Origin of the sequence: Streptomyces sp. NPDC056835 (assembly GCF_042789485.1) — a bacterium.
Classification (GTDB): Bacteria; Actinomycetota; Actinomycetes; order Streptomycetales; family Streptomycetaceae; genus Streptomyces.
Genome location: NZ_JBHUBB010000037.1, coordinates 1 through 19,702 on the forward strand (window position 1 = coordinate 1; position 19,702 = coordinate 19,702).

Annotated in this window: 17 protein-coding genes; 7 read left to right on the forward strand and 10 right to left on the reverse strand. The window is 69.8% G+C overall.

Annotated elements, in window-relative coordinates:
• The first annotated feature begins 373 nt into the window (after positions 1-373).
• Both ACFRMN_RS32030 and ACFRMN_RS32035 read left to right on the forward strand, forming a co-directional pair.
• The gene (locus ACFRMN_RS32030) at positions 374-640 is read left to right on the forward strand and encodes a helix-turn-helix transcriptional regulator (RefSeq protein ID WP_383026235.1); all 267 of its coding nucleotides are present in this window, start codon (positions 374-376) and stop codon (positions 638-640) included.
• A gap of 121 nt (positions 641-761) precedes the next feature.
• Positions 762-2,204 carry a tyrosine-type recombinase/integrase gene (locus ACFRMN_RS32035; RefSeq protein ID WP_383026237.1) on the forward strand — a complete coding sequence of 481 codons (1,443 nt, stop codon included), beginning with the start codon at positions 762-764 and terminating at the stop codon, positions 2,202-2,204.
• A gap of 60 nt (positions 2,205-2,264) precedes the next feature.
• Here ACFRMN_RS32035 and ACFRMN_RS32040 read toward each other — a convergent pair whose 3' ends face one another.
• Positions 2,265-2,672, reverse strand: coding sequence for a RidA family protein (locus tag ACFRMN_RS32040; RefSeq protein WP_383026240.1), 408 nt, complete (start codon positions 2,670-2,672; stop codon positions 2,265-2,267).
• Positions 2,673-2,808: 136 nt separating this feature from the next.
• Between ACFRMN_RS32040 and ACFRMN_RS32045 the strand changes: the two genes are divergently transcribed.
• Complete coding sequence (locus ACFRMN_RS32045; protein WP_383026243.1) at positions 2,809-3,189, forward strand: winged helix-turn-helix transcriptional regulator; 381 nt, start codon at positions 2,809-2,811, stop codon at positions 3,187-3,189.
• Between the two features lie 38 nt (positions 3,190-3,227).
• On the opposite strand, the gene ACFRMN_RS32050 is transcribed toward ACFRMN_RS32045, so the two are convergent.
• From ACFRMN_RS32050 to ACFRMN_RS32090, 9 genes are all read right to left on the reverse strand, one after another.
• Entirely contained in the window at positions 3,228-4,169 is a 942-nt protein-coding gene (locus ACFRMN_RS32050; protein ID WP_383026246.1) for a CopD family protein, read from the reverse strand.
• Between the two features lie 108 nt (positions 4,170-4,277).
• Positions 4,278-4,490, reverse strand: a complete 213-nt coding sequence (locus tag ACFRMN_RS32055) for an EF-hand domain-containing protein (protein ID WP_383026249.1) — start codon at positions 4,488-4,490, stop codon at positions 4,278-4,280.
• Positions 4,491-4,697: 207 nt separating this feature from the next.
• A complete protein-coding gene (locus ACFRMN_RS32060; RefSeq protein ID WP_383026252.1) occupies positions 4,698-5,348 on the reverse strand; it encodes an ADP-ribosyltransferase in 651 nt (216 codons plus the stop codon).
• 153 nt (positions 5,349-5,501) lie between these two features.
• Complete coding sequence (locus tag ACFRMN_RS32065; RefSeq protein ID WP_383026256.1) at positions 5,502-6,695, reverse strand: YncE family protein; 1,194 nt, start codon at positions 6,693-6,695, stop codon at positions 5,502-5,504.
• The gene (locus tag ACFRMN_RS32070; RefSeq protein WP_383026258.1) at positions 6,695-7,525 is read right to left on the reverse strand and encodes a polysaccharide deacetylase family protein; all 831 of its coding nucleotides are present in this window, start codon (positions 7,523-7,525) and stop codon (positions 6,695-6,697) included. The genes ACFRMN_RS32065 and ACFRMN_RS32070 overlap by 1 nt, the downstream gene beginning before the upstream one ends.
• Positions 7,526-7,598: 73 nt before the next feature.
• On the reverse strand, positions 7,599-8,123 hold the full coding sequence (locus ACFRMN_RS32075) for an ATP-binding protein (RefSeq protein WP_383026262.1): 525 nt from the start codon (positions 8,121-8,123) through the stop codon (positions 7,599-7,601).
• Positions 8,124-8,375: 252 nt separating this feature from the next.
• A complete protein-coding gene (locus ACFRMN_RS32080) occupies positions 8,376-9,146 on the reverse strand; it encodes an enoyl-CoA hydratase/isomerase family protein (RefSeq protein WP_383026264.1) in 771 nt (256 codons plus the stop codon).
• Between the two features lie 149 nt (positions 9,147-9,295).
• Entirely contained in the window at positions 9,296-10,585 is a 1,290-nt protein-coding gene (locus ACFRMN_RS32085; protein ID WP_383026267.1) for an Ig-like domain-containing protein, read from the reverse strand.
• 227 nt (positions 10,586-10,812) lie between these two features.
• Positions 10,813-11,997: an Ig-like domain-containing protein gene (locus ACFRMN_RS32090; protein WP_383026417.1), complete on the reverse strand. Its 1,185-nt coding sequence runs from the start codon at positions 11,995-11,997 to the stop codon at positions 10,813-10,815.
• Positions 11,998-12,224: 227 nt separating this feature from the next.
• Here ACFRMN_RS32090 and glgX point away from each other — a divergent pair, with 227 nt between their 5' ends.
• The 4 genes from glgX (at position 12,225) to ACFRMN_RS32110 (ending at position 19,675) form a co-directional block, all read left to right on the forward strand.
• Positions 12,225-14,609, forward strand: coding sequence for a glycogen debranching protein GlgX (glgX, locus tag ACFRMN_RS32095; protein ID WP_383026269.1), 2,385 nt, complete (start codon positions 12,225-12,227; stop codon positions 14,607-14,609).
• Positions 14,610-14,659: 50 nt separating this feature from the next.
• Positions 14,660-16,540 (forward strand): ABC transporter ATP-binding protein, encoded by a 1,881-nt coding sequence (locus ACFRMN_RS32100; protein WP_383026272.1) that lies wholly within the window; start codon positions 14,660-14,662, stop codon positions 16,538-16,540.
• Positions 16,537-18,504 (forward strand): ABC transporter ATP-binding protein, encoded by a 1,968-nt coding sequence (locus ACFRMN_RS32105; protein WP_383026275.1) that lies wholly within the window; start codon positions 16,537-16,539, stop codon positions 18,502-18,504. The genes ACFRMN_RS32100 and ACFRMN_RS32105 overlap by 4 nt, the downstream gene beginning before the upstream one ends.
• A 148-nt stretch (positions 18,505-18,652) precedes the next feature.
• The gene (locus tag ACFRMN_RS32110) at positions 18,653-19,675 is read left to right on the forward strand and encodes an alcohol dehydrogenase (RefSeq protein WP_383026278.1); all 1,023 of its coding nucleotides are present in this window, start codon (positions 18,653-18,655) and stop codon (positions 19,673-19,675) included.
• Positions 19,676-19,702: the final 27 nt, after the last annotated feature.

Here is a 19,702-nt window from a genome sequence, read left to right on the forward strand (position 1 = left end):
GAGATCCTCACCAAGGTCCGACTCGTCCAGACCAGCGTGAAGAAACTCGTCAATAACAACTCGAAGTAACACGATCAGAATCACAAGACACTAGGTCCTCGACCATGGCGGAGCCTTCCTTCGCCCGCTGCGGAGTGCTCCACCGCTCGTAGCCCTAGCTCCGCGCGATAATGCTGCCGTTGGGCATTCGGACTCCCCTCGTTCACTCCCCTCACGCCTCAGCCTTAGCTCAGCCGACAACCACCGTAAGCTGCTGCGGCATCACAAACTCCACTTCAGTAACGCCCCGTCTATCTCAAGAATCCGGTTCGTCCAACTCGCCCTTTCTCCGCAATCTCGTCCTGTCATCGCCCCACACGACAGGAGTCGCCCCATGCCGGAGCCGCGCGGAGCATCCCAGGCCGCCTTCTTGACCCTTCCCAGGGCTGCCGAGTACCTCGGCATCTCGCCCAACACGTTGTACGTCTGGCGTCACCGCCGACAGGGGCCTCCCAGCTTCCGCATGGGTAGGCGCGTGATGTACCGGATCACGGCGCTCGACGAGTGGGTCCGCGATCAGGAGCTAGCGGACTCCCGCTCCAACCGCGTCCTTGACCCGCTGAACCGGAAGCCGCAACGGCGCTCGAAGACCCTGAAGTAGCGCGGTGGCTTACGCGACCCCTCTCCCCCGATAAGAAGTTCATCGCACGGGGATTGGATCGTGCCGCAGATCGCGTTAGCACCGACCAGCTCATGATCACGCACCACTGGAGGACCCCGTCATGGCGGGTTACATAGAAGACCGATGGCTGAAGAAGCGCCCCGACAAGCTGACCGGGAAGCGGGAGCGGACCGCGATCTACGGCACTGGGAAGCGCTACCGGGTGAAGGGGATTCCCGGCATCCAGGACCGGTCGTTCCACACGAGCGAGGACGCGAAGCAGTGGCTTGCCAGCGCCAAAACGGACTCCAGCCGTGGTGAGTTCGTCGATCCCCGCAAGGGGGAGATCCTCCTCGCCGATTACATCGCCGAGTACTGGTGGGCGGGCCGCTCCGACGAGCCCTCGACGGCGGACCCGATGCGCAGCCGCATCTGGAATCACATCATTCCGTTGATGGGCGACTACGCCCTGCGTGAGATCGATGCCTCCGCTCTACGGACCTTCAAGGCTGGACTACTCACGAGGGTTGAGGAGTCGACGGCCGAGGTGATCTGGGGACACCTGTCCTCGATCCTCGGCAGTGCCGTCGACGACCAGCGTCTGCTGCGCAACCCGATGAAGATGAAGATGAAGAATAGCGTCAAGCCGCCACGAGCGATCGACAGTAAGGCCAAGGCGTGGTCACGTGAGGTCGTCGACGCCGTCCGCGTGGGGTTGCAAGACCGCTACCAGATCGCTGTCGATCTCGGCATCGGGCTCGGGCTGCGCCAAGGCGAAGCGTTCGGTCTCGCCGAAGAGGACTTCGACTTCGCGGCTGGAGTCGTCCACGTCCGCCGCCAGCTCAGGTGGGACATCAAGGGACGCCCCTACTTCTCGCTCCCCAAGGGGCGCAAGACCCGCGAGATCCCCCTGCCGGCGAACCTCGCGCTTCGGGCCCGAACTCACTTCCGCCGATTCCCGTCGACTTCATGCACGCTGCCCTGGCGGAACCCGGAGACCCCCACAACCGCGCTCGAAGAGCGCCAGCGGAAGCCGATCACGGTCGACCTGATCCTCACTTCGTCGCACGGGAACCGCATCTACTACCGGACCTGGAACGACCGCAGCTGGAAGCGTGCGCTCGCCGCCGCCGGACTGATCAAGCCCGTGGGCGAGAAGGTGCGGCACGACGGCAACCGAATCCGCCGGGTCCCGCGCTATGCCGCCCCACGCGAGGACATGTTCCACGTCCTCCGCCACACCTACGCGAGCGTGCAGCTGGAAGCCGGCGAGTCGGTCGTCAGCCTGTCCAAATGGCTCGGGCACTCGACGCCGAAGGTCACGCTCGACCACTACGCTCACTTCATGCCCGGCGCGGGGCAGCGAGGGCTCACCGCGATGGACGCCTGGCTGCGGGATCCCTCCCGGCCGAAAGTCCCTGAGAAGTCCCTGCGGACGTGGATCGCCCCTCGGACACCCTCGAACATGCAGGTCAAGGGCATAGCGCGACAGGGCGCGGACATGTCCGTCAAGTACAAGGAGACGGCGCGCGGCGGACTCGCGGTGAACATCATCGAGTGCTGACCGCCGTGGAGCGGACCTCCGCGCTTCGGCGCCGCCCTGCCGCCGGCGCCGCCCGGCTGTTCAGTCGATGACCGCGGTGGCCTCGATCTCGACCAGATGGCCGGGTACGTCCAGTGCCGCGACACCCAGCAGCGTGCCCGGCGGTACCGGGGTGGTCCCCAGCTTCGCGGACGCCCGAGCGACCCCCTCCAGGAAGAGGGGCATCTTGTCGGGGGTCCAGTCGACGACGTAGACGGTCAGTTTCGCCACGTCGTCGAAGGAGCCACCCACCTCGGCCAGGGCGGTGCCGATGTTGAGGTAGCACCGCTCGACCTGGGCGGCGAGGTCACCTTCGCCGACCGTGACCCCCTCGGCGTCCCAGGCGACCTGCCCGGCGATGAAGACCAGCTTCGATCCTGTCGCGATCGACACCTGCCGGTAGGCACCGATCTTCGGCAACCCGCTGGGATCTACCAGGGTGATGGCCATGCTGCCCGCCTCCTTGTCATGAGCCCGGGGGCCCGTGGTCTCTTGTGGTTCTCGTGGTCTCTTGTGGTTACTGAAGAACCGTAGGAGAGTGAGCGCTGACATGGAAGAACGCACTTTTCAGTGACTGGGGAACCTGATGGTGACCAAGCAGTACACAGGCTCGCCCGACGAAGCCGACCTGAGGCGCGCGGACTCCTTGGCGCGGGAGATCTTCTCGGACGTCGCCAACAAGTGGGCGCTGTTGATCATCGAGACACTCGGTGATCACACCTTGCGCTTCAGCGAGTTGCGCGACGAGATCGAGGGCATCAGCCACAAGATGCTCACCCAGAACCTGCGCATGCTGGAGCGCAACGGCCTGGTCGAGCGGAACGTGCACCCCACCGTGCCGCCGCGGGTCGAGTACACCCTCACCGAGCCCGGCCGAGGGCTACGGGAGACGGTCGACGGAATGTGCGGCTGGACCCGCCGGTACCTCGGCCATATCGAGACCTCCCGCCACCGCTTCGACGCCTGAGCGGGGACGCGCTCGACGGACCGATGACCACGGCCCCGTCACCGGGTGCTGAGCCAGTGCGGGTCGGGGACCACCGTCAGGATCGCCGACAGCAGGACGATCACCGCGAGTACGGCCAGCTCCGCACGGGCGGGAGACCCGGCGTCCGCGCCACGGCGCAGCCGCTGTCTGGCGGTCAGGGCGAGACCGCTCACGACCGCGACCAGCAGCAGTTTGACGATGAGCACGCGGCCGTACGCCGTGCTGATCACGACGTCGGCCGGGAGCCTGCGGAGGGTGGAGAGCGTTCCGGTGGCGGCGAGCGCGGCGAAGAGCCAGCCGGCGAGCCGGGCGTAGCGGGCGAGCACCTGGCGGGCCCCGGCCGGGTCCCCCCGGCGCAGCCACATCGTGCGCAGTACGTACAGCAGCCCGCCGGTCCACAGCGAGGCCGCGGTCAGATGGACGACGGTGAGGGCGGTGCCCAGCATCGGGGTGTACGGCTCCGGGTGCGCCCGCAGGGCCTCCGCGCCGACGACCACGGCCAGGGGCGCGAGGGCCGCCAGGGGGCGGTTCAGGGCGACACAGCCGGCCGCCAGCAGAAAGCCGTTGGCCATGACGAGCAGCAGGCGGCCCTCGACGGTGCCGTACACCGCGGTGATGTCGAGGCCGCTCACGGACGCGAGCAGGATGATCTGTCCCGCCGAGGCGGTCGCCCCGGTCAGCGCGGCGGCGAGCGCCCAGCCGCGTGGCACGGGGCCGCTACCGGCGAGCCGGGCGCCGGCCAGCTCGCCGAGGTGGAGCGCGAGCCCGGCGAAGACGGCGACCCGCAGCGCGGTGGTGCCGCCCGCGCCGGGTATGCGCAGCTCGCCGGTCCCGCGCGAGGCTATGCCCGCGCCGAGCAGTACGACCAGCGCGGCGAACAGGACACCGCCGGTTATCTGGGCGGCCCTGCGGCCGGCCGAGCCGGTGGCTTCGTCAACGGACGGACCCGGATATATCACCGCTTGATCATCTCTGCCCGGCGTGTCTCCCGGCAACGCGAGCGGGGCGTGCGGCTGATGGTCCGGGTCGTCCCCGACGCCCCCGCCCCGCACCACCGCGTCCCCGGATCAGCTGGTGCGCGATGCCAGGAACTCGTCGAACGTCAGCAGCCCGTCACCGTTCGCGTCATGCGCGTTGATCACGGCCTGCGCCACCGTCTCGGTCACATGGAAGTCGCCGAGCTGCGCCATCACGCTCTTGTACTCCGCCGCCGTGATGAGCCCGTCGCCGTTCGCGTCGAACCGCTCGAACGCCTTGCGCGCCTCGTCAATGTCCGCCACTGTTCCGCCCCTTCGTGATGCCGTACCGCGTGATGCCGTACTAACGGGGTCAGATTATCCGTTCACGTTCACCCGAACGGCGGCAGCCCGGGACGGTACCGGATCACGGGCCCAGCGGTCGTCGATCACCGAACGCCGAACGCCGGCCTTCCGGGGAACGCCCGCGGTGTGCGGGCGTTCCGCGGAGGGCCGGCTACCGGGCGCCGGTCAGCCGCGCCACGGCTGGTAGTGCGGATTGTCCAGGCACTCCGACATGATCTCGGTCTTCTTCACCTTGTCGACCGGGCAGACACCGACGATCCGCTCCCGGGAGATCCCGCCGGGGAAGGCGACCTCCACCTGGTCGGCCCACTTGTGGGTGTCACCGATCGTCCTGTTGACGTCGATGCCGCCGGGGGCGTCGATGTAGTAGTTGAAACCGCTCTTGTACCACTGCTTGTACAGGTCGTGGTCATAGCTGGTGGAGACATACGGCGAGGGCTGGTTGACCAGGACGTACTTCTCCACGTCGTACTGCCCCTGGAGCGGCGCCTTCGGGTGGAAGCCCTGCTCGAAGATGACCTCCGGCTTGCGGCTGTCGGCGCGGTAGAGCTGCCGGCAGTCGGTGCGCCAGGCGGGCGTCGGGGTGATCCGGCCCACCTGGACCGTATGGTCCGCCGCGGCGAACATCGGGTCCTCGACGCGGGGACAGCTTTCCGCGGCCTTGAGGGAAGCGGCCCGTACGGAAGCGGACGTGACCGGGGCGGACTCCGCGGAGGTCCGCGTGGACGCGGCCTCGGTGGCGGAGGCCGGAATCAGGACGGCGGTGACGGACAGGGCGACGGCGGCGGCCCGCCGCCGCGAGCGAGAAGTGATCATGGGGTGCACCCTCCACGCTGTACGGCGGCAAGCCGTGGACCGTCACCCGTTCAAGGGCGTGTCGGTCCACAACCTTGCCCGCGCCAGCACGAGTTGACGTGCGCTGACGTCCGCCCGACGGCACCTCGACGTCAACTCCCCGTCAACTCCCCGTCAGCGGAAGATTCCCGTGTGCCCCAGCGAGTAACGGCCGGGCTGCGGATAGACCGCGAGTCCGTGCGGGCCGCCGCCGACCGGGATCCGGGCGAGCTCCTTACCGCTGCGGGTGTCGATCGCGTACACCTCGGAGTCGTAACGCCCCGCCAGCCACAGGACCTTGCCGTCCGACGAGACACCGCCCATGTCGGGGCTGCCGCCGTCCGGCAGATGCCACTTCTTCGCCAGCTTGTTCTTCGCGAAGTCGAAGACGGAGATGGTGCCCTCGCCTCGGTTGGAGATGTACATCTCCTTGGAGTCCCGGCTGACGTACAGGCCGTGGCATCCCTCGCCCGTGGGCAGCAGCTTCGGGGTGGTGAACTTCTCGCCGTTCAGCACCCACATGCCGTGGGCCATCATGTCGGCGACGTAGAACGTCTTGCCGTCCGGCGAGATCTTCACGTCCTGCGGCATGGCGCCCTGGAAGGGCAGCTTCTGCTGGGCGATGACCTTCATCCGCTCCGTGTCGACCTTGAGGAGTTCGCCGGAGAACTCGCACGACACGATGAAGTACCTGCCGTCCGCCGAGAAGTCGGCGTGGTTGACACCCGCGCAGGTGACCGGCTCGGTCTTCTTCACCTTCATGGTGTGCGGATCGCGGAAGACCAGCTGGCGGTCGAGCGAGGCCATGACGATCGCGTACCTGCCGTTGGGCGTGAAGTAGAGGTTGTACGGATCGTGTACGTCGACCGGCTCGCCCGCCTTGCCGGTGGCGGGGTCGATCGGGGTGAGCGTATGGCCGCGGTTGTTGTTGACCCAGAGGGTCTTCAGATCCCAGGAGGGCACGACATGCTGCGGCTGTCTGCCGACGTCGATGGTCTCGATGACCTTGTACGTCGCGGGGTCGATCACCGAGACCGTGTCGGAGTGGGTGTTGGGCACATACACCCGGGACGGGAAACCCTTCACGATGGGCGAGAACATGCCGGGCCGGTCGGCGGCGTAGACGTCCTTGGGGTCCAGTACGGGGGGCATGCCCGGCAGTCCGGCCGGCACGCTCCGCTCGGGCACGACGGGCCGGGCGGCGGCCTTGGTCGCCTTCCGCTCGGCCCGCTCGGCGTCCGGGCTCGCGCAGCTCGCGAGCAGGGCGAGGGCGGCGGCCCCCAGCAGGGCGGCGGTCCGCCCGGTGGTCCGTGGAGTGGGGGGAAGCATCAGGTCAGCAGCTCCGTGGTCGTCACCGCGCGCAGGCCGCGGCGTTCCAGTGCGTCGAGGAGGGCGGGCAGCGCGGCGACCGTGTCCGCGTAGCCGAAGTGCAGGCTCACCACGGAGCCGTTGCGGATCTGTCCGGTGACGGTACGGGTGACGGCCGCGGCGCCGGGCGAGGTGAAGTCGAGCGAGTCGACGTCGTACGAGAGGACATGCGGGTAGCCCGCCTTCCGCGCCAGCCGCTGGATGAGCGGGGTGGCGTGCTGGGTGCGGGAGGGGCGGAACCAGCTGCCGATGGAGCCGGTGAGCCTGCGCAGCCGCTGGGCGCAGCCGGTGATCTCCGCGTACGCCGCCGCCTCGTCGAGTTCGGAGATGTCGATGTGGCGCAGTGTGTGGTTGCCGAGATCGTGGCCGCCGTCCAGGATCCGGCGGGCGAGGGTGGGGTGTTCGTCGAGCCAGCCGCCCACGGCGAGGACGGTGATCCTGGCCCCGGCGCGTTCCGCCTCCCCCAGCACGGCCGTGGCGGTGGCGGGGTCGCCCTGGCCGTGGAAGGTGAGGGCGACGCGCGCGCGGTCGCGGGGGCCGTGCGCGATCTCGGTGCTCTGCCCGGGGAACCGGCGTGGCGCGGGTGCGGTACGGGAGGCGGGCCGCCCGCTCCCGGGACTGGTTCCGGCGGACGGCCCGGCCGGCGATCCGGGGGCCGATCCGCGCGCCGGACCGGACGCGGTACCGGTGGGCGTGGCGGGGGCGCTGTCCGTACAGCCGGTGGCGAGGGCGCCCGCCAGGGCCGCGCCGGCTCCTGCGCGCAGCGCACTGCGACGGTCGATCGGGATCACGCCCCCATTTAAGGGGGAAGGAGGGAGAAAGGTGACGATTGACCCGTTTAAGGGGCCTTACGGGTCGTCATCTTCAGGGCAGCTGACGGTCGGCGACCCGCATCTCGAACCAGGTGGTCTTGCCGCGCGGCAGCAGATCCACCCCCCACCGGTCGGAGAGCCGGTCCACCAGGAAGAGGCCGCGCCCGCTGGTGTCCATGTCGTGCACCGGCATCAGACACGGCAGCCCCCGCGAGGGGTCCCGCACTTCGATCCTGATCCAGCCGCGGCGGCGCAGCATCCGTAACCCGAAGACCCGGGCGCCGGTGTGCCGCACGGCGTTGCCGACGAGTTCCGAGACGAGCAGCACGGCGTACTCGGCGGTCTGCGGCGAGAGTGCCCACTGCTTCAGCACCACGCAGTGGGTGATCCGGCGGGCGGCGAGGGCGGATTCCGGGCGGGAGGGCAGCCGGACTTCCGCCTCCGTCGGATTGCCGAACAATTCCAGCGCCTTGAGCGCCTGTTCGTCGTCGACGGACGGTATCCACCGCGTTGCGGCCGCGTCGCCGCGTCGCCGCGGTTGCTCCACACCCTCCAGGCCCGCCATGTCCCCCATCATGGCCGTCCAGAACCTTCCCGGGGGCCGTTCCGGGTGAATCGACCCCCCGGAATGAGTCATTCCAGGGGGCGCGAAAGGCATATGCCAAGGGCAGAACTTGGGCTTGCACAACTCACTGACCTGCGATAACGACCCGCAATGAGGTGATCACCAAGAGCGATCACGGCAAATAACTTAAGGTTCTCTTAAGGTTGTGCCAAGCCGGGCGCCGGGTTGACGCCGCGACCGGGCCCGCCGCCAACAGGGCTGCCCTCAGAGGAACTTGGCCTTCCCGGGACCGTCCTCCACGAACGACCGCATGCCGCGCTCGCGGTCCTCGGTGGCGAACAGGCCCGCGAACCAATTGCGTTCGATCGTGAGACCGGTCTCCAGATCCGTCTCCAGACCCGCGTCGACCGACTCCTTGGCGGCCCGCAGGGCGAGCGCGGGCCCCTGGGCGAGCTTCGCGGCCCAGGCGTGCGCCTGTTCGTACACCTCTTCCGGCGGGACCACCCGGTCGACCAGGCCGATCGCCAGCGCCTCGTCGGCCTTCACCTGACGGCCCGTGAAGATGAGGTCCTTGGCCCGGGAAGGTCCGACCAGCCGGGCGAGCCGCTGCGTACCGCCGGCGCCCGGGATCAGGCCGAGCAGGATCTCGGGCTGGCCGAGCTTGGCGTTGGCCCCGGCGATCCGGAAGTCCGCGCAGAGGGCCAGCTCGCAGCCGCCGCCCAGCGCGTAGCCGGTGACCGCCGCGACGACGGGCTTGGGGATACGGGCGACGGCGGTGAACGACTCCTGGAGCGCCCGGGAGCGCCCGACCATCGCCGCGTGGTCCCACCCCCGCATCTCCTTGATGTCGGCGCCTGCCGCGAAGACCTTCTCGCCGCCGTACAGGATCACGGACCGTACGTCGTCGCGCCGGGCCGCCTCCTCGGCCAGCTCGCGCAGCCGGTCCTGGATGGAGGAGTCGAGTGCGTTCATCGGGGGGCGGTCGAGCCGGATCGTACCGACGCCGCCGGAGACCTCAAGATTCACGAATGCCATACGGGCAGGTTAACCGGCGCTAACCGGCACCGGCACGGATCGGAGCACCGATACGCAAACGGGCCCGGTGCGCTCGCTCACAGCGCACCGGGCCCGTATCCCCCTGGAGGAATCCGTGGAGGAATCCGTGGAGGAAATCGAGGGAGGTCCTACTTGATCCACTCCGACCAGGACATGTTCCAGCCGTTCAGGCCGTTGTCCGGGGCGATCTGCTTGTCCTTCGAGTTCTTCACGATCACCACGTCACCGATGAGCGAGGAGTTGTAGAACCACGCCGACGGAGTGCCGTTGTTCCCGCCGCCGCGGACATCCCGCAGCCCCACACAGCCATGGCTGACATTCGTGGAGCCGAACGTGCCCGACGACGCCCAGTAGTTGCCGTGGACGAAGGTGCCCGACGTGGACAGCCGCATCGCGTGCGGCACGTCCTTGATGTCGTACTCGCCGCCGAAGCCCACCGTCGCGCCGTTCATCCTGGTCACCTCGTACTTCTCACTGATGACCATCTGACCGTTGTACGTGGTGGTCGCCGGCGCGCCCGCGGTGATCGGGATGTTCTTGATCTGCTTGCCGTCCCGTACGACCTTCATCGTCTTGGCGCTCGCGTCGACGGTGGAGACCTGGCTGCGGCCGATCGTGAACTTCACGGACTTCGCCTGCTCGCCGTACACCCCGGGGCGGCCCTCGACACCGTCCAGGTTGAGCTTCACGGTCACCTTCGTACCCGCCGCCCAGTACTTCTCGGGGCGGAAGTCCAGGCGGTCGTTGCCGAACCAGTGGGCCTCGATCGGTACGGACGGCTCCGCCGTCACCGTGATGGCCTTCTCCACCGCCTCGGGCGCGGTGATGCCCCGGGTGAAGTTGATCGAGACCGGCATTCCGACACCGACCGTGGACCCGTCCTCGGGCGTGTAGTGGCCGATGAAGGTGTTCTTCGGTACGAGCGTGGTGAAGGTGGTGTCCTTCGCGGACTCCCGGCCCTCGGTGTCCTTGGCGATCGCGTGCACCTTGTACTTGGTGGCGCCGGCGAGATGCTGGAGCGGCTCCCAGCTCGTGCCGTCGGCGGTCAGCTTGCCCTCGACCGGGTTGCCCTTGTCGTCCTGGACGGTGACCGTGGTCAGCTTGCCCTTGTCGGCCGAGACCTTGAGGGCGCCCGTGGTCGCGACCGCCTTCGCCTCGTCCTTCGGGGCGATGGTCACGACGGCCACCGACGCCGCGTTCTCGACCTTCCCCGCACCCTTGCCGTTCTTGTCACCGTCGCCCGCGTCGGAATCCCCGCCGCCGCACGCCGTGACCACCAGGAGCAGCCCACCGAGCATCAGTGCCAGCAGCCCCGTTGTGCCGTTTCCCCGGCGTCGTCCCGTTCGCCGTTCCGGTCCTTCACCCCGCGGCGCCCGGTCCGACCCGGCCGATGTCCCCGATATCGGCAGCACGTTCACTTGTGTCGTCTCCCCTCGCACGGCCTGGCCCCGCCACGGCCCGCACTCCCGCGCGTCGAGTGCACGCGCTCGCGACAGATAATCACACCGCGAGCTCTACGGAGATCTCGCGTCTGTCACCATTCCGTCCCAACAGGCCGGGACGGTGCAGGTCATACGGGCCGTACGAGGGGACTGCCCCGTGCCGGAGGGCTCCGCCGAATCCCTGGTCGGCGGCGGTCGCCGCTTCAGTCGGCGGTGGAGCCCGATACCGCGGCGAGGGCCGAACCCGCCTTCCAGCGCTTCCAGTCCAGGTTCCAGCCGCCCAGACCGTTGTCGGGTGCGACCGTACGGTCACGGGAGTTGACCACCTGCACGACATCGCCGATCAGGGTCCGGTCGAAGAACCAGCCGGCCGGGGTGTCGGGGCCGCCGCCCTTCACGTCGCGCAGCCCGACACAGCCATGGCTGACGTTCTGGGAGCCGAACGTGTCCGCCGGCGCCCAGTAGTTGCCGTGCAGAAACGTCCCGGACGTGGTGAGCCGTACCGCGTGCGGCACGTCCTTGATGTCGTACTCACCACCGAAGCCGACCGTCCTGCCGTTCATGCGGGTGACGTCGTACAACTCGGTGACCACCATCTTCCCGTTGTAGGTGGTGGTCTTGGCCGCGCCCGCGGTGATCGGCACGGTCGAGACCAGCTCCCCGTCGCGCCGTACCTCCATGGTGTGCTCCTCGGCGTCGACCACCGAGACCTGGGAGCGGCCGACCGTGAAGCCGACGGTCTTCTCCTGGATGCCGAACACCCCCGGCGCCGCCTGGACGTCCCGCAGGGCCAGCTCGATCGTGACCTCCGTGCCCGGCTCCCAGTACTCGCGCGGCCGGAAGTCGAGACGGTCGTGGCCGAACCAGTGCCCGGCGATCTCGACCGGCGGGTCCGCCGTCACGGTGATGGCGCGCTCGACGGCCTCACGGTCCTGGATCCTCCGGTTGAAGTCGAAAGAGATGATCATGCCGGTGCCGACGGTGGCGCGGTTCTCCGGGGAGAAGTAGCCGATGAACCGGTCGGTGGGGACCGCCGTCGTGAAGGTGCTGTGACGCGCCGAGCGGCGGCCCGCGCCGTCCACGGCCACCGCGTCGACGCTGTACTTGGCGGCGAGCGCGATCCGCGCGCCGCTCTGCGGCGTCCAGGACCGGCCGTCCGCGGAGATCCGTCCGCGCAGCTCGGTGGGTTGCGCGTCCTCCACCTGTACGACCTTGACGCGCTCCAGCCGGCCGTCCGGCACCCGTACCGCGATCGGGTCGGACCGGCCGATGCCCTTCGCACCGTCTTCGGGGGTGATCCGGATCGTGTCCCCGGGAGCGCGCGACTTGCCCTCCGTGAACGAATCGGCGCCTGTGCATCCCGCCAGGCCGGCCAGCAGCCCGGTCATCAGTCCTGCCCATGTCAGAACGGCGGCCACGCCGGTCCCTGCCCGCTTGGGCTCTGTCCGCTTCAGTACGTGTCTCACGTCCCGCCCAACGACCACGCCCCTCCGGTGGAAACGTGAGGGCGGGCCCTCTTGCGGGCAGAACAGGTGGGAGGACCACGCGAGGGGAGCCACGGCCGGGATGTCGTGCGCCCGATCCGCGAGGCCGACGAGCCACGGGAGGCCGGTCAGTGGCGAGCGCAGCCGAGCAGAAGGCAGTGCAGGAGAAGCGGAAGGAGGAGAGCGAGGCGAAGGGCACGGAGAGGGGGAGGGAAAAGGGGAGGGAGATCCGGGACGGCGGGCCGGGAGTGGCCCCCGGCGCCGGAACCGGCATCGGAACAGGCGTCGGAGCACGCGTCGGAGCACGCGTCGCGACCGGCGTCGAGGGCAACGGTCACCGCCCCGAGCCCGACTCCCCGAGGCCCGTGGTCTGGCCGGGCGCGCCGACCCCGCTGGGAGCCCGCTACCGAGTGGGACCCGACGGCGTGGCGGGCACCAACTTCGCGCTCTGGGCGGGCGGTGCCGAGGCGGTCGAGGTCTGTCTGTTCGACGACAGCGGCGCCGAGACCCGGCTGTCGCTGACCGAGCTGACCCATGAGATCTGGCACGGCTTCGTGCCCGACATCCGTCCGGGTCAGCGGTACGGATTCCGGGTCCACGGCCGCTGGGACCCCTGGACGGGTGCCCGCTGGAATCCGGCGAAGCTGCTGCTCGATCCGTACGCCCGTGCGGTGGACGGAGACTTCGGGCTGCCCCCGGAGGTCTACGGCCATGTACGGGACTGGCCGCAGCGGGAAGTGGCCGACACCGTACGGGACGGCCGCGACTCCGCCCCGTACGTCCCCAAGGGGGTCGTCGTCCATGACGGCGCGCCCGACGACGAGTGGGCCGACGACCGCCGGCCCAAGACGCCCTGGGCCGATTCGGTCATCTACGAGCTGCATGTGCGGGGCTTCACCAAACTCCATCCGGGGATCCCGGAGGAGCTGCGCGGTACGTACGCGGGTCTCGCGCACCCGGCGGCCATCGGCCATCTGCGGCGGCTCGGCGTGACGGCGGTGGAGCTGCTGCCCGTACACCAGTTCGCGCACGAGGACCATCTGCTGCGGCGCGGGCTGCGCAACTACTGGGGCTACAACTCCATCGGCTACTTCGCGCCGCACGCCGGCTACGCGGCGAGCGGCACGCGGGGGCAGCAGGTCGCGGAGTTCAAGGACATGGTCCGGGCGCTGCACGCCGCGGGGATAGAGGTCATCCTCGACGTGGTCTACAACCACACCGCGGAGGGCGGGGAGCTGGGGCCGACCCTGTCCCTGCGCGGTATCGACAACCGCGGCTACTACCGGCTGCCGTCCGACGCGCGCAGATACACGGACTACACCGGCTGCGGCAACACCCTCCATGTGGTCCAGCCCCAGGTGCTGCGGCTGATCACCGACTCGCTGCGCTACTGGGTGACGGAGATGGGCGTCGACGGCTTCCGGTTCGATCTGGCGGCGGCCCTGGCGCGCTCCATGCATGACGTCGACATGCTCTCGCCGTTCCTCGCGGTGATCGCCCAGGACCCGGTGCTGCGCCGGGTGAAGCTGATCGCCGAGCCGTGGGACGTGGGCAACGGCGGCTATCAGGTCGGGTCGTTCCCACCGCTGTGGACGGAGTGGAACGACCGCTACCGCGACGCCGTGAGGGACTTCTGGCGCGGCGCCCTCCCCGACGTACGGGATCTCGGCTACCGGCTGTCCGGGTCCAGCGATCTGTACGCGTGGGGCGGCCGGCGGCCGTACGCCTCGATCAACTTCGTCACCGCGCACGACGGCTTCACGCTGCGCGATCTGGTGTCGTACGAGCGGAAGCACAACGAGGCCAACGGCGAGGGCAACAGGGACGGGACGAACGGCAACCGCGCCTGGAACTGCGGAGTGGAGGGCGAGACGGACGACGCCGCGGTCAACGCCCTGCGCCGGCGGCAGTCGCGCAATCTGCTCACCACACTGCTGGTGTCGACGGGTGTGCCGATGCTGGTCGCGGGCGACGAGATGGGCCGTACGCAGCGCGGCAACAACAACGCGTACTGCCAGGACAGCTCGGTCAGCTGGCTGGACTGGTCGCTGCTGGAGAGCCCCGGCGGGCAGGGGCTGCACGCGCTGACCGCCCGGCTGCTCGCGCTGCGCCACGCCCATCCCGTACTGCGCCGCCGCGCGTTCTTCTCCGGCCGGCCGCAGGCCCCGGACGGGCTGCGCGACCTGGCGTGGTTCACCCCGCAGGGCTCGGAGATGACGGAGGAGGACTGGTACGCGCCCGCCTCGACGCTCGGGCTCTTCCTGTCCGGGCGGGACATCCCCGGCCGGGACGCGCGCGGCGAGAAGATCAGGGACGACAGCTTCCTGACGGTCCTGCACGCGGACGGGCGGCCGGTGGAGTTCGCGCTGCCGGGGGCACCCTGGGCGCGGTCGTACGAGCTGATGGTCGACACCACCCGGGAGGAGCAGACGGAGGCACCGGGCACGGTGTACGAGGGCGGAGCCACGGTCACGGTCCCGGCGCGGGCGGTGCTGCTGTTCAGAGTGCGGGGGTGAGGGAAAAACCACATGAGCGATGTCAGTGGTGAACCGTAGGCTCGCCCCTGATGTCCGAAACACATGCAGCCACCAAGAACCGGTCCTCCGTTCGCTCTCTGCTGCGGCTGTGGCCGTACGTACGACCGGTGCGCGTGCGCCTGTTCAGTGCGGCTTTTGTCGCGATCGTCGCTTCCTGTCTCGGGCTGGTGTTCCCCCTCGTACTGAAGTGGATGGTGGACGGTCCTGTCGCGGACCGGGACACCGGGGGCATCTGGCTCGGGGCGCTGCTCCTGCTGGTGCTGGGGATCGTCGAGGCGGTGCTGTTCGGTTTCCGCCGGTGGCTGGTGGCTCGGCCGCTGGCCGGTGTGGAGGCGGCGATGCGGGCGGATCTCTACCGTCATCTGCAACGGCTGCCGGTGGCGTTCCACGACCGCTGGCCATCGGGTCAGCTGCTGTCGCGCGGCACGACGGACCTGATGCTGTTGCGGATGTTCCTGGCGTTCCCGCTGACGTTTCTGCTGGTCAACGCCACGACGATCCTGGTGGGATTTCTGATTCTGCTGATGCAGGACTGGTCGCTCGGGCTGGTGCTGATGATCCCGGTGGTACCGCTGGTGATCGTCTGTTCGTTCTTCGAGTCGCGGTTCGCGCTGGTCGCGCGCCGGGCGCAGGACCAGGTGGGCGATCTGACGACGGTGGTCGAGGAGGGCGTACTCGGCATCCGGATCATCAAGGGGTTCGGCCGCCACCGCAGCCAGTCCCTCGCCTTCCGCGCCCTCACCCGGCGGCTGCGCGAGACGGAGCTGGAGAAGGCGCGGCTGCTTGCGGGCATCTGGGCCGTGATCATGGCGATTCCCGAACTGGCCATCGCCGCCGCGCTGGTGCTCGGCACGATCCAGGTCGCGGACGGCGGGCTCTCGACGGGCACGCTGGTCGCCTTCCTGTCGACGGCGCTGGCGCTGCGGTGGCCGGTGGAATCGATCGGGTTCCTGCTGGCGATGAGCCAGGAGTCCGCGACGGCGACCGAGCGGTTCTTCGAGGTGATGGACGTACGGGAGGAAGAGGAGGACGCGCCGGGGGACGCGTCCGGAGCGGCCTCGGGTCACGAAGCCGGGGACGGGCTGCGTTTCGAGGGGGTCTCGTTCCGGTACCCGGACGCCGAGGCGGGCTCCACGCCCGTCCTGGAGCGTATCGATCTGCACATCAGCCCCGGCGAGACGATGGCCGTCGTCGGGGCCACCGGTTCGGGCAAGACCACGCTGACCGCACTCGTACCGCGACTGCACGAAGTAACCGCCGGGCGGATCACGCTGGACGGCGAGGACATCGCGCTGATGCCGCGCGAGCGGCTGCGGGAGCTGGTGTCGGTGGCGTTCGAGGAGCCGACGCTGTTCTCGGCGACCGTCGGGGAGAACGTGCTGATGGGCGCGGAGGACGCCGACGAGGACGCGCTGGAGCGTGCGCTCGACGTGGCCCAGGCGGGGTTCGCCAAGGATCTGCCGCGAGGGACCGGGACGGAGGTCGGCGAGCAGGGACACAGCCTCTCGGGCGGCCAGCGCCAACGGCTGGCGCTGGCTCGGGCGGTGGTCGGCCGGCCGCGCTTCCTCGTGCTCGACGATCCGCTGTCCGCGCTGGACGTGCATACGGAAGCGCTGGTGGAGGCCGCGCTGCGGCAGGTGCTCCGGGAGACCACGGCGCTGGTGGTGGCGCACCGGCCGTCGACGGTGCTGCTCGCCGACCGGGTGGCGCTGATCTCGGGGGGCCGGATCGCCGCTGTCGGCACCCATCAGGAGCTGCTGCGGAGCAGCGAGGAGTACGCGTGGCTGATGTCCGGGGCGGAGCGGGATCCCGGGGCCGGATCCGGGGCGGATCCCGGGGGTGATTCCGGGGCTGATTCCGGAGCGGGATCCGAGGCCGCTTCCGGGGCTGTTGAGGAGAGCATCCGATGACGACGTCGACCACCACGGGCCAGGGCGCACCGGGCCCGGACGCGAACGGCCGCGACACGAACGGCCCGATCGAGCCGGGTGGCAAGAACGTTCCCGCGTCACCCGACGCGCCCACCGCGCCCGACGTGTCCGACGTACCCGACGTGTCCGACGTACCCGACGCCTCCGCGGCCGACGACCCGTTCGGCCAGGACGCCCTGCCCGCGCCCCCGGGCGCGACCGGCGCTCTGCTGCGGTCCCTGCTGAAGGTCAGGCGCGGGCGGGTCGCGCTGGCCGGGCTGCTCCTGCTGCTCCAGCAGGCCGCCTCCCAGGCGGGTCCGCTGATCGTCGCGTACGCCATCGACCGCGGTGTGCCCGCCTTCCGCGACGGCGACAACGGGCCGCTGTACGCCGTCGGGGCGGGGTATCTGATCTGCGCGGTGGGCTCGGGGGCGTTCCAGTACGCCTTCATCCGGGTCTCGGCCCGGGTCAACCAGGACGTACTGCTCGATCTGCGCGGCCGGATCTTCCGCCATGCCCAGGCGCTGAGCCTGGACTTCCACGAGCGCTACACCTCCGGGCGGCTGATCTCCCGTTCGACCACCGATGTGGAGTCGCTGCGCGAGCTGCTCGGCGAGGGCCTCCAGGAACTCATCGGGGTGGTGCTGGCCTTCGCGTACATCTCGGCGATGCTGCTCTATCTGGACGTGGGGATCGGGTCGCTGGCCGTGCTCTCCTTCGTACCGCTGTATCTGCTGGTGCGGCTCTACCAACGGCGGGCGGGGGTCGTCTTCGGCCGCCGCTCCACCGCGATCGCGGCCGTGATCGTGAAGTTCGCGGAGACGATGAACGGCATCAGGCCGGTGCAGGCGTTCCGGCGCGAGCGCGCCAATGACGCGGACTTCCACACGCTCAACCACCGTCATGAACGCAGCAACGGAGACGCGCTGCTGGAGATGGCCCGCTATGTGATCGGCTCCCGGTTCGTCGCCAATACCGCCGTCGCCGCGATCGTCCTGTGGGCCGCCTACCGGGTGGCGGAGGGCACGCTCGCGCTCGGTGTGCTGGCCGCGGCCGTGCTGTATCTGCGCAGGCTGTACGACCCGATCGACCGGCTGGGGATGTTCCTCAACTCGTACCAGTCGGCGGCGGCCTCGATGGAGAAGATCGCGGGTCTGCTGGCCCAGACACCCTCGGTGCCCGAGGCGTCGAACCCCCGGACGCTGCCCGCGCTCACCGGCGAGTTCCCGGGCCGGGAGGCCGTCTTCGACGGGGTGAGCTTTTCGTACCGTACGGGCGGCGAGGTCCTTCCCCGCTTCGACCTGACGATCCCGGCAGGCCAGACGGTCGCGGTCGTGGGCTCGACGGGCGCAGGCAAATCCACGCTGGCGAAGCTGCTGGCGCGGTTCTACGACCCGACGGAGGGCCGGATCCTCCTCGACGGCGTCGATCTGCGGGAGCTGGACACCCCCGAGCTCCGGCGCGGGGTGGTGATGGTGACCCAGGAGGCGTTCCTGTTCTCCGGCACGGTCGCCGAGAACATCGCCCTGGGCCGCCCGGACGCCTCCCGCGAGGACATCGAACGCGCGGCGAGGGCCATCGGCGCCCATGAGTTCATCAGCGGCCTGCCCGACGGCTACGACACGGACGTACGCAAGCGCGGCGGCCGGATCTCCGCGGGCCAGCGCCAACTGGTCGCCTTCGCCCGCGCGCTGCTGGCGAATCCGGCGGTCCTGATCCTCGACGAGGCGACCAGCTCCCTCGACATACCGGGCGAGCGCGCGGTCCAGCGCGCGATGGACACGGTCCTGAACGGCCGTACGGCGGTGGTCATCGCGCACCGTCTGTCGACGGTCGAGATCGCGGACCGGGTGCTGGTGATGGAACACGGCCGCATCGTCGAGGACGGCACCCCGAAGGACCTGATCGCCGGCACGGGCCGCTTCGCGGGCCTCCACCGGGCCTGGCGCGACAGCCTGGCCTGACCGGGACCGGGAGCGGGAGCGCGCCCGGGACCGGGACCGACTCGCCTGCTTCACTCGGCGCGCGTGACCGGGGCCGAGCTGGTCTGCTGGTCCGGGGGGCGTCGTGTCCGTACCCCTCCGTGCCCCTCCGTCCCCCGGAGAGATCCAGATGAGCACCTATCGAGTCGCGCAGGTCGCCACCGCCGACGGGCCGTTCAAGATCGTCGAGCGCGAGGTGGCGCGGCCGGGGCCGGGGCAGGTACGGCTGGCCGTGGATGCCTGCGGGATCTGTCACAGCGACAGCGCCTTCGTGGGTGGCTTGTTTCCTGGCGTGCGGTTTCCGGTGGTCCCGGGGCATGAGATCGCCGGGCGCATCGAGGAGTTGGGCGAGGGGACGGGGAATGGCTGGCGGGTGGGGGAACGGGTGACGGTGGGGTGGTTCGGCGGCAGCTGCCACCACTGCGTGCCGTGCCGGCAGGGCGACTTCATCGTGTGCCAGAACCTGAAGGTCCCCGGATGGGCGTACGACGGCGGCTTCGCCGAGTCGGTCGTCGCGCCGGCCGACGCCCTGGCCCGGATCCCCGACGGCTTGGCGGCGACGGACGCGGGTCCCATGGCCTGCGCGGGGGTGACCACGTTCAACGGACTGCGGCGCAGCTCCGCGCGGCCGGGGGACCTGGTCGCCGTACTGGGCATCGGCGGTCTGGGCCATCTGGGGGTGCGGTACGCGGCCGCGATGGGCTTCGAGACCGTGGCCATCGCCCGCGGGGCCGCCAAGGAGGACTTCGCGAGACAGCTCGGCGCGCACCACTACATCGACAGTACGGCGGACACCCCCGTCGCGGACGCGCTGCGGTCGCTCGGCGGCGCCAAGGCCGTCCTCGCCACCGCGGCCAACGCCGACGCCATCACGGCGACCGTGGACGGGCTCTCCCACCGGGGCGAGCTGGTCCTCATCGGCGCGGCTCCCGAGCCGATGAGCATCGCCGCGGGCCGGCTCCTGCTGAGCGGCAGGATCATCCGGGGCCATCCGTCGGGCACCGCGCAGGACGTGCAGGACACCATGGACTTCAGTGTCCTGCACGGGATCCGCCCGATGATCGAGGTCATGCCGCTGGACCGGACGGCCGAGGCGTACGAGAGGATGCTCTCCGGCGCCGCCCGCTTCCGGATGGTGCTCACCCCCCGCTGACGCGTGCCCCGGCCCCGTGCTCTCACG

Bases quoted from the DNA above. Each gene is read 5' to 3' on its own strand.
- ACFRMN_RS32030 (WP_383026235.1), top strand. From the start codon at position 374: ATGCCGGAGCCGCGCGGAGCATCCCAGGCCGCCTTCTTGACCCTTCCC.
- ACFRMN_RS32035 (WP_383026237.1), top strand. From the start codon at position 762: ATGGCGGGTTACATAGAAGACCGATGGCTGAAGAAGCGCCCCGACAAG.
- ACFRMN_RS32040 (WP_383026240.1), bottom strand. From the start codon at position 2,672: ATGGCCATCACCCTGGTAGATCCCAGCGGGTTGCCGAAGATCGGTGCC.
- ACFRMN_RS32045 (WP_383026243.1), top strand. From the start codon at position 2,809: ATGGTGACCAAGCAGTACACAGGCTCGCCCGACGAAGCCGACCTGAGG.
- ACFRMN_RS32060 (WP_383026252.1), bottom strand. From the start codon at position 5,348: ATGATCACTTCTCGCTCGCGGCGGCGGGCCGCCGCCGTCGCCCTGTCC.
- ACFRMN_RS32065 (WP_383026256.1), bottom strand. From the start codon at position 6,695: ATGCTTCCCCCCACTCCACGGACCACCGGGCGGACCGCCGCCCTGCTG.
- ACFRMN_RS32075 (WP_383026262.1), bottom strand. From the start codon at position 8,123: ATGATGGGGGACATGGCGGGCCTGGAGGGTGTGGAGCAACCGCGGCGA.
- ACFRMN_RS32080 (WP_383026264.1), bottom strand. From the start codon at position 9,146: ATGGCATTCGTGAATCTTGAGGTCTCCGGCGGCGTCGGTACGATCCGG.
- ACFRMN_RS32090 (WP_383026417.1), bottom strand. From the start codon at position 11,997: ATGACCGGGCTGCTGGCCGGCCTGGCGGGATGCACAGGCGCCGATTCG.
- ACFRMN_RS32100 (WP_383026272.1), top strand. From the start codon at position 14,660: ATGTCCGAAACACATGCAGCCACCAAGAACCGGTCCTCCGTTCGCTCT.
- ACFRMN_RS32105 (WP_383026275.1), top strand. From the start codon at position 16,537: ATGACGACGTCGACCACCACGGGCCAGGGCGCACCGGGCCCGGACGCG.
- ACFRMN_RS32110 (WP_383026278.1), top strand. From the start codon at position 18,653: ATGAGCACCTATCGAGTCGCGCAGGTCGCCACCGCCGACGGGCCGTTC.